Annotated in this window: 13 protein-coding genes; 6 read left to right on the top strand and 7 right to left on the bottom strand. The window is 37.6% G+C overall.

Annotation, left to right across the window (positions count from 1 at the left end; genetic code table 11):
* Positions 1-61: 61 nt before the first annotated feature.
* The 4 genes from CA265_23090 to CA265_23075 are packed head-to-tail and all read left to right on the top strand — an operon-like array spanning position 62 to position 3,489.
* The gene (locus tag CA265_23090; GenBank protein ARS42386.1) at positions 62-439 is read left to right on the top strand and encodes a transcriptional regulator; all 378 of its coding nucleotides are present in this window, start codon (positions 62-64) and stop codon (positions 437-439) included.
* Complete coding sequence (locus tag CA265_23085) at positions 436-2,418, top strand: hypothetical protein (GenBank protein ARS42385.1); 1,983 nt, start codon at positions 436-438, stop codon at positions 2,416-2,418. Before CA265_23090 ends, CA265_23085 begins: the two co-directional genes overlap by 4 nt.
* 12 nt (positions 2,419-2,430) lie before the next feature.
* Positions 2,431-3,063 carry a hypothetical protein gene (locus CA265_23080; protein ARS42384.1) on the top strand — a complete coding sequence of 211 codons (633 nt, stop codon included), beginning with the start codon at positions 2,431-2,433 and terminating at the stop codon, positions 3,061-3,063.
* 27 nt (positions 3,064-3,090) lie between these two features.
* A complete protein-coding gene (locus CA265_23075) occupies positions 3,091-3,489 on the top strand; it encodes a hypothetical protein (GenBank protein ID ARS42383.1) in 399 nt (132 codons plus the stop codon).
* A gap of 510 nt (positions 3,490-3,999) precedes the next feature.
* Here the strand turns inward: CA265_23075 and CA265_23070 are convergent.
* The 4 genes from CA265_23070 to CA265_23055 form a co-directional block, all read right to left on the bottom strand.
* Complete coding sequence (locus tag CA265_23070) at positions 4,000-4,770, bottom strand: succinate dehydrogenase/fumarate reductase iron-sulfur subunit (GenBank protein ARS42382.1); 771 nt, start codon at positions 4,768-4,770, stop codon at positions 4,000-4,002.
* A gap of 78 nt (positions 4,771-4,848) precedes the next feature.
* Positions 4,849-6,828 carry a succinate dehydrogenase flavoprotein subunit gene (gene sdhA / locus CA265_23065; protein ID ARS42381.1) on the bottom strand — a complete coding sequence of 660 codons (1,980 nt, stop codon included), beginning with the start codon at positions 6,826-6,828 and terminating at the stop codon, positions 4,849-4,851.
* Positions 6,829-6,845: 17 nt separating this feature from the next.
* Complete coding sequence (locus CA265_23060) at positions 6,846-7,526, bottom strand: succinate dehydrogenase (GenBank protein ID ARS42380.1); 681 nt, start codon at positions 7,524-7,526, stop codon at positions 6,846-6,848.
* 252 nt (positions 7,527-7,778) lie between these two features.
* Positions 7,779-8,186 (bottom strand): GxxExxY protein, encoded by a 408-nt coding sequence (locus CA265_23055; GenBank protein ARS42379.1) that lies wholly within the window; start codon positions 8,184-8,186, stop codon positions 7,779-7,781.
* A gap of 226 nt (positions 8,187-8,412) precedes the next feature.
* On the opposite strand from CA265_23055, the gene CA265_23050 reads away from it, so the two are divergent.
* On the top strand, positions 8,413-9,534 hold the full coding sequence (locus CA265_23050) for a hypothetical protein (protein ID ARS42378.1): 1,122 nt from the start codon (positions 8,413-8,415) through the stop codon (positions 9,532-9,534).
* 89 nt (positions 9,535-9,623) lie between these two features.
* Here CA265_23050 and CA265_23045 read toward each other — a convergent pair whose 3' ends face one another.
* Together CA265_23045 and CA265_23040 are read right to left on the bottom strand one after the other, a co-directional pair.
* Positions 9,624-9,815: a cold-shock protein gene (locus CA265_23045; protein ID ARS42377.1), complete on the bottom strand. Its 192-nt coding sequence runs from the start codon at positions 9,813-9,815 to the stop codon at positions 9,624-9,626.
* 285 nt (positions 9,816-10,100) lie between these two features.
* Positions 10,101-10,604, bottom strand: a complete 504-nt coding sequence (locus CA265_23040) for a hypothetical protein (GenBank protein ID ARS42376.1) — start codon at positions 10,602-10,604, stop codon at positions 10,101-10,103.
* Positions 10,605-10,936: 332 nt separating this feature from the next.
* Here CA265_23040 and CA265_23035 point away from each other — a divergent pair, with 332 nt between their 5' ends.
* Positions 10,937-11,281 carry a four-helix bundle copper-binding protein gene (locus CA265_23035; protein ARS42375.1) on the top strand — a complete coding sequence of 115 codons (345 nt, stop codon included), beginning with the start codon at positions 10,937-10,939 and terminating at the stop codon, positions 11,279-11,281.
* A gap of 59 nt (positions 11,282-11,340) precedes the next feature.
* Here CA265_23035 and CA265_23030 read toward each other — a convergent pair whose 3' ends face one another.
* Positions 11,341-12,891, bottom strand: coding sequence for a serine protease (locus CA265_23030; protein ID ARS42374.1), 1,551 nt, complete (start codon positions 12,889-12,891; stop codon positions 11,341-11,343).
* Positions 12,892-13,224 lie beyond the last annotated feature (333 nt).

Here is a 13,224-nt window from a genome sequence, read left to right as displayed (position 1 = left end):
ATTAGTTTTAACTTTAGTTAAGGCAATTTATTTGCTATCATCCTTATTATTATTAACTATTATGGAAATTAAAGATTTAACCAAAGCCGAAGAACAGATTATGCAGGTTTTATGGCAATTGGAAAAAGCATTCGTCAAAGAAGTGATTGATGAGCTACCCCTCCCTAAACCTGCCTACAATACGGTATCAACCATTATTAGAATTTTAGAAACCAAAGGTTTTATTGGCCACGAAGCCTTCGGTAAGGCCCACCAATATCATCCGTTAATCAGCAGAGAAGAATATAAACGCCATGCAACAGAAAAACTGCTGGGCAATTACTTCGAGAATTCGGTAGAGAGTATGTTCTCTTTCTTCGTTAAAGAAGAAAAACTGGATTTAAGTGATGTTGATGAAATTTTAAAAATGATTAACAAAATTAAACATAAGCCAAAATGAGTTTTGCCCACTACCTATTACAGGTGAACTTATACTTAATTGTTTTTTTCGGTTTTTACAAATTACTGTTAGATAAGGAGACCTACTTCACTTTAAACCGCATTTATTTAGTGGCTGCGGGAGTTTTGTCGTTATGCATACCTTTTATCCGTTTAGAATGGCTAACGGAGCAGAAAGCGGCGCAACAGGTTTATACTTCAGTTAATTGGGAAGCCGTATTAGCACAGGCAACAATTGTAACAGAGCATAATACCGGTTTTAACTGGGGAAATGCATTCGTTTATATTTATTGCGCAGGTATTTTGTTCTTCTTAGGTAGATTGGTATTTAACTTATTTGCAGTTAAAAAACTCATTAATGTAAATAAAGCTGGTTCAGCTTTCTCCTTTTTTGGCAAAAAAGTAATTGATCAGGAATTACCACAAATGGATGTGATTGATATTCATGAAGAAGCACACATCAAACAATGGCATACAGCAGATATTTTGTTTTTCGAAATCATAGGCATTATTACCTGGTTAAACCCGGTTATATACCTTTATAAAAAAGCCATTAAAAATATCCACGAGTTTTTAGCTGATGAACTAGCCGCCGAATTTCAGGGTGATAAAGCTGAATATGCCATGTTATTATTAAGTAAGTCGTTTGGTATTTCACCAAATACCTTAACCAATGGCTTTTTAGATAAATCATTGATCAAAAAAAGAATTTTCATGCTTCATAAAGAGCGGTCTAAAAAGATCGCTATTATGAAGTATGGAATTTTTATTCCCCTGTTTGCCTTACTCATTGTGTTTTCGTCGGCCACTGTTCGTAAAAATGAAAAATTATTATCCATTACCGATCAGATCCCTTTAGAGAAACCAATCGAGATTGTTGAAAACATGGTTACTGCACCGGAGAAGATAATGGTAGCACCTAAAATTTCGGTTGATGGCAAGACAGATGCAAACTGGAAAGGATTTTATCAGTTTTTATTAAGAAATATTAAATATCCAGGGACAGCCAGCAGTGATGAGGTACAAGGTAATTCGCAGATAAAATTTAATTTAAAAGGTGGCAGGGTTACCAATATTACATCAAATGTAGAACTCGGGGCAGGCTGTGATGAAGAGGTGATGAAAGCAATTTTATCTTACAAAGGATTTAAAACGGTAGCTGATGGCAAATATGCTTTAACGGTAAGTTTTAAAATTCCAGAATCTTCAGAAGAGTTTAAGAATAAATTATTACCTGAATCAGGCGGATATGTAAATCTGAATAAGATTAACATCATTTCTTATCTTCCTAAAACCGCCGAAGCAGAAACCACCGTTATTAAATCCGAAAATACAGATAAAGTATATGATTTCGTTTCGATTGAGAAACAGCCAGAATTTCCGGGTGGTATAACCAAATTCTATAAATATTTGAGTGGCAGCATTAAGTATCCAAAAATGGCACTGGAGAATAATGTACAAGGCAAAGTTTTTCTCAGTTTTGTGGTTGAAAAAGATGGTTCTTTATCAGATATCCACATCACACGGGGTTTAGGAATGGGCACTGATGAAGAAGCGATGAGGGTTATAAAAGAATCGCCAAAATGGAACCCAGGCATCCAGAATGGCCTAGCCGTAAGAGTAAAGTACAATATCAATGTTAATTTCACACTCAACGACCCTGTAAAAGAAACTAAAACAAGCAGTATACCTACCAACCGGATTACCCTTAGAGATGGTGTTAATCAAGAAGCACTGATCATTTTAGATGGCGTGAGGTTACCAAACAATAGCCAATTAAGCGCTATAAACCCAAATAACATCGAATCAATTTCTGTCTTAAAAGACCAGGCAGCCACAGATCTGTATGGACCAAGAGCTAAAGCTGGGGCAATTGTAATTACCAGCAAAACAAAAAATAACATTTTCCGCAATCCTGATGAAAAAGAGCTTGCCATAGATAAAAACACTAATTTCTTCGATCTCAAAAGGAAATTCTAACCAATATCCCATATGAAAACAATACTCAGCTTTACCATCATCATGTGCTTCAGTTTAGTTGGTTTTGCACAAAAAGCAGACAGCACTAAAGCAAGCAAAATTACAATAAGAGGCGTACGGGCTACTGATGCGTTAGAGCCTTTGATTGTTATAGACGGAAACAAACAGTACATCAGGGGAAACGCGGCTTTAAACGAAATAAATCCTGATCATATTGAATCTGTTAGTATTTATAAAGATAATACGGCACTAAGTAAATATGGTACTGATGGTTTAGCAGGTGTGATCGAAATTAAAACCAAAAATAATGCAGTCGGTTATGGGCTTAAAAACAAGCCCGTTAAACCTGACGAACTTCAATTAAAGGGTAAAGTACCTGGATTCAGTATACGCCCGTCAATACCTAATATTGATACACCTTCAGAAAGAAGATATTTACTAAACAGAGATTTTGATGCCAGGGCAAAGCTACTTTATGTTGTGGATGGGAAAGAAGTTACTGACCCTAACTTAGATGAAGCATCCATCGAATCAATAACGGTGCTCAAAGATTCGGCTTCACTAAAATTGTATGGCGATAAGGGTAAAAATGGGGTAATAATTATCACCACAAAAAAATCTAAGCCCACCCAGAAGAAAAACTAAATAATTAAACCTTTAATTAAAAAACGAATGAGAAAGCTAATCTTTTTAGCCCTAATGGGCATTGCCATGTGTTATAATTTGGCTAAAGCACAGAATAACTCGGATAAAGTTTATGATTTTGTGTCCGTTGAAAAACAACCGGCTTTCCCCGGTGGAATTTCAAATTTCTATCAATACTTAAGTCACGAAATTAAATACCCGGAAGCAGCACAGCGGAATAAGACAAAAGGCAAGGTATTCGCCTCTTTTATAGTCGAAAAAAATGGTGCTTTAAGCGATATTCAGATCATTAGAAGCCTATCAGCAGAAACGGATAAAGAAGCATTAAGGGTATTGAACAAGTCGCCACGCTGGAATCCTGCCTTACAAGACGGAGTGCCTGTAAGGGTAAAATATAACATCGCTATTAATTTCGCCCTGAAGTAAAAACAGATTATATGAATGCGCTCCAAACACAAAACCCCAGCAAAATTGCCGGGGTTTTATGTTTTCTCTCCTGTCTCGGAGGACTAAATTTAGAAAAATTTTAATGTATATGCAAATATTACAGAATAAAATTTCTAATAACGTAAAATTTTAATATGCAAACATAAGATTATTACAACTTTCGCAAACTTTTATTTCGGGGCAACTTTGTTGTGCAAGGTTTCGGTTTTAAAATCTGAAGTTTCATATGTTTTCACAAGGGCTGGCAAATGTTAAATGTGTATCCGTTTTAATCCCGGGCTTGCTCATAAATTATTAAAATTTAATTCATTATTATTCCTGGTTTATAACAAAAGTTAGACCATGCATGCCCAAAAGAAATATAAATTTAGCATGATAATCGCGGATTGATTTGGATATAAATGGTTATGCAGGCACCAAAAACTAAAAAGCCCCCACAATGTGGAGGCTCAAGAACCCAGCTGTTAAACTGGGTGCACAGTATATTTTTTAAACGGTTTCTTCTGAAATAAATTTTGCAGAAGCAAAATCACGGTTCATACGGGCAATGTTTTCCAAAGAGATTCCTTTAGGACATTCAGCTTCGCAAGCTCCGGTATTGGTACAGTTACCAAAACCTTCAGCATCCATTTGCGCAACCATGCTCTGTACCCTGCGGTAACGCTCCGGCTGTCCTTGTGGCAACAATGCCAGCTGAGAGATCTTAGCCGATACGAATAACATGGCTGAAGCATTTTTACAAGTTGCCACACAAGCACCGCAACCAATACAAGCTGCCGCCTCGAAAGCCGCATCTGCCTGCATTTTAGGGATTGGCAGGTTGTTCGCATCTTGCGCGTTACCGGTGTTTACCGAAATAAAACCACCAGCAGCGATAACTCTATCAAAGGCAGAACGATCTACCGTTAAATCTTTTACTACCGGAAAAGCTGCTGCTCTCCAAGGCTCAACCACAATGGTATCACCATCTTTGAAAGAACGCATGTGCAACTGGCAGGTAGTAACCAAATCTTTTGGTCCGTGTGGACGGCCGTTGATAAACATCGAGCACATTCCGCAAATTCCTTCGCGGCAATCGTGGTCGAATACAACCGGCTCTTCACCTTTGTTAATTAATTGTTCGTTTAATACATCGAACATCTCTAAAAAAGACATATCCGGTGAAATATCGGCCAATTTATAATCTACCAAAGCACCTTTGGCATTGTTATTTTTTTGACGCCAAACTTTTAGCGTTAAGTTCATATTTCCTGTACTCATGATATTGAGGTTTTAGGTAAGCGGTTAGCGTTTGGCGTTCGGCGAATAACCGTTTAACGCTTAACGCAATGCGCATCACTATTTATAACTTCTTTGTGCTACTTTAATATTTTCAAACTTCAGTTCTTCTTTATGAAGTTCGAAGTTTACACCTTCTTTAAATTCCCAGGCGGCTACGTACGCATAGTTCTCGTCATCACGTAGGGCTTCACCTTCTTCTGTCTGATACTCTTCACGGAAGTGACCGCCACAACTTTCGTTACGGTTTAAAGCATCAATACACATCAACTCGCCCAGCTCGATAAAATCAGCAACACGGCCGGCTTTTTCTAATTCGGTGTTTAACTCATCAGCCGTTCCAGGTACACGAACATCACTCCAAAACTCAGCACGTAAAGCCCTGATTTCCTGAATCGCTTCGTTTAAACCTTTTTCGTTACGGGCCATACCACATTTCTCCCACATAATGTGGCCTAAACGTTTGTGGAAATGATCTACCGATTTGGTTCCTTTAATATTTATCAGTGTATTTAAAATACCAACTGCTCTTTCTTCAGCCTCTACAAAGGCCGGGTGATCAGTAGGAATTGCTTTTACCGAAATCTCTTTTGATAAGTAAGCACCAATAGTGTAAGGTAGAACGAAATAACCATCAGCTAAACCTTGCATCAAAGCAGATGCACCTAAACGGTTAGCACCGTGATCGGAGAAGTTAGCCTCACCTGTACAATATAAACCTGGTACAGATGTCATTAAGTTATAATCAACCCATAAACCACCCATGGTATAGTGAACCGCAGGATAGATACGCATTGGTGTTTCGTAAGGATTCTCACCAGTAATCTGCGCATACATGTCGAACAGGTTACCATATTTAGCTTTGATTACCTCAGTACCCAAACGCATACAGGTTTCTTTATCCGGATTGTGGTTACCTGATTTAGAAGCTTCGATTTTACCGTAACGTTCTGTATTGGCTTTAAAATCCAGGTATACGGCTAATTTAGAAGCCCCTACACCATAACCAGCATCACAACGCTCTTTTGCAGCACGAGAGGCCACATCACGCGGAACCAGGTTGCCAAAAGCAGGGTAACGGCGCTCTAAATAATAATCTCTTTCATCTTCAGGAATTTCTGAAGCTTTACGGTTATCATCTTTCTTTTTAGGAACCCAGATACGTCCATCGTTACGTAACGACTCAGACATCAGGGTTAATTTAGATTGGTGATCGCCAGAAACAGGGATACAGGTTGGGTGGATCTGCGTATAACATGGGTTTGCAAAATAAGCACCTTGCTTGTGCGCTTTCCAGGCCGCTGTAACATTACTTCCCATGGCGTTGGTAGAAAGATAGAATACGTTACCGTAACCACCTGTTCCTAATACCACCGCATGACCAAAGTGACGTTCGATTTCTCCTGTGATTAAGTTACGGGCGATAATACCACGTGCTTTGCCATCGATTTTAACCACCTCAAGCATTTCATGACGGGTATACATTTCTACTTTACCCATACCAATCTGGCGCTCTAAAGCAGAATACGCACCTAATAATAACTGTTGACCAGTTTGACCTGCAGCATAGAAAGTACGTTGTACCTGTGTACCACCAAATGAACGGTTATCTAACAAACCACCATATTCGCGGGCCAAAGGCACACCTTGTGCCACACACTGATCTATAATGTTGGCACTTACTTCGGCCAAACGATGCACATTGGCTTCGCGGGCACGGTAATCGCCACCTTTAATCGTATCATAGAAAAGGCGATAAACGCTATCACCATCATTCTGATAGTTTTTTGCTGCATTGATACCACCCTGAGCAGCGATTGAGTGTGCTCTACGCGGTGAATCCTGAAAACAAAAACATTTTACTTTGTAACCCATCTCAGCCAAAGTAGCTGCTGCCGAAGCACCTGCTAAACCCGAACCTACAATGATTACTTCAATAGTTCTTTTGTTCGATGGGTTAACCAAAGGCACAGAAGACTTATATTTTGTCCATTTGCTGGTTAATTCGCCTTCTGGAATATTTGAATTAATATCTGACATATCTTTTGTGCTAAAAATTATTGAATAAGACCGAAATAAACTGCAATCGGCATGGCTGCGAAAAGGATCGAAATAATAACCGAATACCAAACGCCAGCTCCTTTAATGATACCGTTATATTTTGAGTGGTTCCATCCTAATGTTTGGAATGCCGAAGCAAAACCGTGCAATAAGTGGTAGCATAAAGAAAACATAGCCAAAATATATACGGCAACCCTTACCGGATCTTGAAATTTTTCTTTCATTACCGCATAAAGATCTTCATGTCCGTTGGCATCAACCGTTGGGATTCCTGTAAAACGAGAAACTACCCAAAAATCTTTTAGGTGAACCACCAGAAAGATCAGCAAAAGTGTACCCAGCAAGCCCATAGAACGGCTATACCATTTACTGTTTGCCTTACCATCGTTTACGGCATATTTAACAGGTCGTGCTTTTTGATTTTGCAACGTTAAACGTAACGCCTGAAAAATGTGCGCAAGCAAACCAATAAACAACACAATCTCGCCAGCCCGGATAATCCAGTTAGTGGCCATAAAATGTGCGCCTACGTTAAATGTTAAACCACCGTCGCTAATAAAAATTAAAGCATTAATACCGCAGTGTACAATTAAAAAAAGTATCAGGAACAAACCTGTAATACCCATGATGAATTTCTTCCCGATAGAAGAAGAAAATGCATTTCCGAAACCACTCATTTGATTAGGATTTATATCTAAATTTCTTGCAAAAGTATCTAATTATGAGTTTAATTTATAAACGAATATGACAAAACAACGATAAAACATTTATTTAGAAACATTCTAAAGCATATTCGGAAATAATTGAAAGATTATGGGATTATTTAAGGTTTCATATTGGCATTAACCAAAAAAAACTATTATGGCAAACAGCTTTACCATTAAGAAATTGAGGGCATTAAGATTCAATAATCAATGACTTCTAATATTTCACTCATCTGGCAAAATTTTAAAATAATCATTAACCAGTGGCACTATACTCTTGGTAATATTATCTGTAAAAAAGTTAATCAACAACCCCTGGGGAGCATTAAGAAGTTTCATATAGGTTAATAGTTGTGCCTGATGAACGGGTAAAATATTAGAGATTGCTTTTATTTCTATTACTACACAATTATTAACGAATAGATCCAGCCGTAAATCTAAATCCATCTCTAAATTGTCATACATGATGGACAATTCAAACTGTTGAGAAACAGCGTATCCATTTTTTTCCAACTCATATTTTAAGCAACGTTCATATATGTGCTCTAATAAGCCTGGCCCTAAAACTTTATGAACTTTAATTGCTAATCCTGTTATTTCATAGGATAATTGTGTAACCTCTTTTTTAGTCATTCCCTAAATAATTAAAATAAGAAGATGCACTCTACATATTAATCAAGCACTCAGAATTAGGGTATGATTAGATAAATCGGATCATTAAGAAACTATTTACCATAACTAAAATAATAATTTTCTTCTTAACTAACTCAACTTCTTAATGATAAAAAGATTGATTTGAATTTATTTTCATTAAAACATAACTAATCTTTTCGTTATATTGCTCTGTCAAATTATTAACATGAAAAAACAGCTCTACTTACTTACTTTATTAGCAGGTTTCTTATCTGCTTGCGACCCAGCTCCTGCTACATTTAACCTCGAAACCAAAAACTTTGGCCCTAATGCCGTGATCACCATCCAAAGCGCTGAAAAGGGCGAGACACTGAAAGTTGAAAACATCACCAACAGCAATCAGACTTTTAAAATCAACATTCCAATAAAAGGTTATGCTACTTTGAAAACCGAGGATGGCAATCGCAAAGGAGAATATTATTTCTATCTTGACAAAGGCGACTTCAAAGGCACTCTTGACGCAAAAAACATCAATTCGTATCCTCTAAAAAGTGTTCCAACTCAAGAGGGTGAACAATTTCTTGACTTCTATAAACTAAAAGACAAGATGAGCAAAAATCTGCTCGACAGTTTGGATATCGCTGAATTGGAATTCGACCAGGCCTCAAGAAGCAACATTATAGAAAAGGCAAAAAATGCAGACCGTTGGAGAGAGAAAAAAATCTTGCTCCAAATGGACATCATAAAGGCTTTTGCTAAAAAATATCCCGGTTCTGCGCACAGCCTCTTTTTATTAGAACAACTCGGCAGGGCAGATTCGGAACCCAAAACTTATTTATCCATTTTTAACAGCTTAGACAAGGATATTCAGGAAAGCAAAAAGGGCAAAAATCTTTTAGAAGAGATTAAACAGGCTAACCAGATGATGGCCGGAAGTAAAATGCCCGGCATTGAAGGAGAAAATCCGGAAGGAAAAAAATTCGCCCTGAGTGTGCTTAAAAAGGTAAACCTGATTATCTGCTGGACTTCTTATAGCGGAAAAAGCAGAAAAAACAATCAGGTACTGGTTAAGCTATACGAAAAGTATAAAAATAAAGACGTAGAATTTATCGGGGTATCATTCGATAAGAAAAGAGACTGGTGGATAAATGTAATCAAGGATGACCACTTAACCTGGCCACAATACTCAGATTTAATGGGAGCGAAATCGCCCAATGCAAAAAATCTGAGCAATTATAATGTTACTTACTTCTTTTTAGTGGATAAAAACGGCACTGTACTAACCAACAATGATCTTTCTTTAGATTTTGTTGACGACGAGATCAGTAAAAATTTGGCAGGCAGATAAGTGTGGGCACCGACAATCCAAAAGTTGGTTCCACAAAAAAAGTCCCGATTTGCATCGGGACTTTTTACGATTTATGTGTTTGAGTTTTCTTAAGCTACTTTAACATTTACCGCGTTTAGGCCTTTTCTACCTTCTTCTACATCGTAGTTTACGGTATCATTCTCGCGAATGTTATCGATTAAGCCTGAAGCATGAACAAAAATTTCGGCATCGCCATTAGATGGAGTGATAAATCCGAAACCTTTAGTTTCATTAAAAAATTTTACTGTTCCTTGTTGCATTATATTGTATTTTAATTTGTTTCAAAGATAGAGTTAAATACCTATAAATCAATTTTTTATTTTTTATTATATAAATAAATGCTAAATATATTGACTATTTGCCCTTTAAGCCCTGTTTAGCGGCCCGATTTAATTCATCAGGAGCTGAGTTTTACCCAAAAAATACATTCAAAACGGTCCCTCCCTTCTGCTTTTCTGCCCGAAAAAGTAAAGACCAGCAAGCAGAAAGTTACCTACTTCCGCTATTTATTATGGATGAGCATCCGGAAAGAAATTAAGATTAAGTTAACTATAAACCAGGCTTTCGCGTTGCTCATAATTGACTATCAGGTTATCTGTAATCTTTATGACTAATGTTTCGTGCATTTTATCATTATAGCTTAAGACCAGCAAATCACCAATGATTTCGTGTAAAATTAATTTCGGACTGTTATAGGTGATCGAAACTACATGTGCGGCTTTATTTAAGAGGTCGGAAGTGTAAATATGTAATTCGGCCCAATCGAAAAGAATCGGATGATCTTCAATATCGTTCAAAACGGGTATTTTATGCTCTAATGCTTCCAGGGTATTCATTACTGAATATTGAAGTTTTTGGTGCAGCGAGTTTGCCTTTCCGTTAGCCTGTTGCATTTGTGAAAAGGTATGGAGATGGTGGTCCAGACTATATATTTTTGATCTTTTTTGAAATTCTTTGTACGTATCATGAAATATCCTTCTTTCAAAATCTGTTCTGCACATGAAATTGAAATATTGTTTTACGCTGAGGTTAATACGAGCTAAAGCCATAATATTCGGTTTTTTGTTGCTGATTCAAATATGGAACAATAAATAAAAATAATTTACAGGGCATCGGTAAACGCTGAATACCAATCGGTAAATAGCGAAACTAAATCTTGATTATGAAAAACGAATGAATATTGGTTTGAGTACAAAGAATTGGCTGAACAACCTGTTATTTAAGATATTTTAACATATGGAATTAGTGGAAAACTCTCATTCTGAACGCAGACGTCATACGATGGAATCTGGATCAGCCCCAATTCTATTTTTTTTAAAACAGTTTAAATTCCAGCAGGTTATTAATATACAAAACATTTATAACCAAAATCTTTAACGATATGGAAACGAGAAACAACTATGGTCTGATCCAGGCTTTACTAGATTGCGCACTGGCTTGCGAACACTGTGCATCGTCGTGCTTAAAAGAGGAAGACATCAACATGATGATTGATTGCATTAAACTCGATAGGGATTGTGCAGATATTTGTACTCAGGCAGCCAGATTGTTGCAAAGAGATTCAATTATCGGGCACCAATATTTATTGCTCTGCGAAGAAATATGCAGACTTTGTGCGGCTGAATGCGGCAAACACGATCATGAACACTGCAGACAATGCGCTGTTGCCTGCGAAGAATGTGCAGACGCCTGCCATGCTAATCACGAACCGATCCATCAGGATTAAAAAAAAGCGTCCCGATTTTTATATCGGGACGCTTTTAAAACTATTTTTTATCAAATCAACTACTGTGCTGGGAAGCTGTAGTTATACGAACCTTGCTCGCCAACACCCGAAATGCTCACCATGTTGTTTCTGCCTAAAGGTAATGCTTTTTGCACATCAGCTACAGAATTTACAGGTTGTCCATTTACTTTGGTAATAATTAAACCTTTTTCAACTCCAATATTATCAAAAGCTTTTCCTGTGGTTACAGAAGTCACTACAACACCACTGTTAATGCCATATTTCGATTTTTGTGCCTGAGTAGCCGGAGCAAAAGTTGCACCTAATTTAGAAACCTCAGCACCTTTGCTTGTTGCATTTTTCGCAGTTAAACCAACACTGGCTTCGCCTTTTAACGTTACACTATAATCTTTAAGTGCACCATCGCGTAACACCGTTAATTTAACTTTATCGCCTGGGTTTAAACGGCCAACTCTTTCCTGAAGATCAGGCGAATCATTGATTACAACACCGTCAACTTTTTTAATTACGTCGCCCGATTTGATACCTGCCGCAGCAGCACCGCCACCCGCAACCACATCATTCACATATAAACCACTGATTTCATTAGTTTTAATGCCTTCAGGTTTTTCCTCACCACTTAACGGCACAAAGTTAACACCGATATAACCACGTTTAACTGAGCCATATTTCATAAAATCATCAACAATTTTACGGGCAAGGTTAACCGGAATTGCAAATCCATAACCCTGGTTATACCCGCTTTGCGATGCGATAGCTGAGTTAATACCTACCAATTCGCCGTTTGCATTTACAAGGGCACCACCGCTGTTACCTGGGTTAATGGCAGCATCTGTCTGGATAAATGATTCGATACTCGTATTTGCCGGACGATCTGGTCTTTTACCCGTACGTTGGTATTCGCGATATTCCTCTTCTGTAATTTCATTGCCTTGTTGCTCGCGACCAATAATACCAATGCTACGGTTTTTCGCACTTACAATACCAGCCGTTACCGTAGTATTTAAATCTAACGGGAAACCAACGGCTAAAACCCATTCTCCAACCTGCACATTATCTGAGTTACCCATTTTTACTACAGGTAAGCCAGTTGCATTTACTTTAATTAAAGCTAAATCTGTATTCGGATCACGGCCTATTACTTTCGCCTCTACTTTACGTCTGTCTGTTAAAACCACTTCAACCTTCTCTGCATTTTCTACTACGTGGTTATTGGTTACGATATAACCATCCTGACTGATAATTACACCAGAACCCGATGCCGCTCTGGGCTGGCGTTGCATCTGACGGCCACCACCACCAAAGAAATCTTCCATCATATCAAATGGAGACGAACTTCTGCCACCGCCACTTTGTGCCGCATACGTGGTTTTAATGTGAACCACACCAGGTGCAACTACTGCTGCTGCCTGCGTAAAATCTGTCGTTCCCGCTGATGATACCTTAAGCGGATTATTGGCGAAGTATAAATTCTGTTTTTCAGTAATTGTACTGCCTGTTTGGTTACGCTCAAATAGTTTGTAACCTCCAATTGCTGCTGCCCCACCTATAAAAGCAGCCAACACGGTAATGCCTAATATTTTTTTCATGTGTTTATATATTGTTTTTTAATGGCCATGAAGCTATTAAAAGCTGAACGTTGCTTTTAATTTAGATAGCTTTTAATGGTTTCATGTGTTTATATATTGTTTCTTAAAGCCATGATTTATTATAAGCTGATTTGCTAGCTAATTGTTTGGTTAGCTTATAATATTCATTTGTTAAATGTTATTATTTGCGAGAGCATTTTCACTTTGATTTAAGCAGAATGCTCAGGCAGTTTTTATCTGCTCAAATTTTCTTTTGTAAGTTTATTCAAATTTAATACCATATAAACGATATTTGTATCCTCAAAGCACTTAGTTTTGTGTTAAAAAATGTTA

The sequence above is a fragment of the Sphingobacteriaceae bacterium GW460-11-11-14-LB5 genome, from assembly GCA_002151545.1.
Classification (GTDB): Bacteria; Bacteroidota; Bacteroidia; order Sphingobacteriales; family Sphingobacteriaceae; genus Pedobacter.
This window is presented reverse-complemented; position numbering and strand designations above follow the sequence as displayed.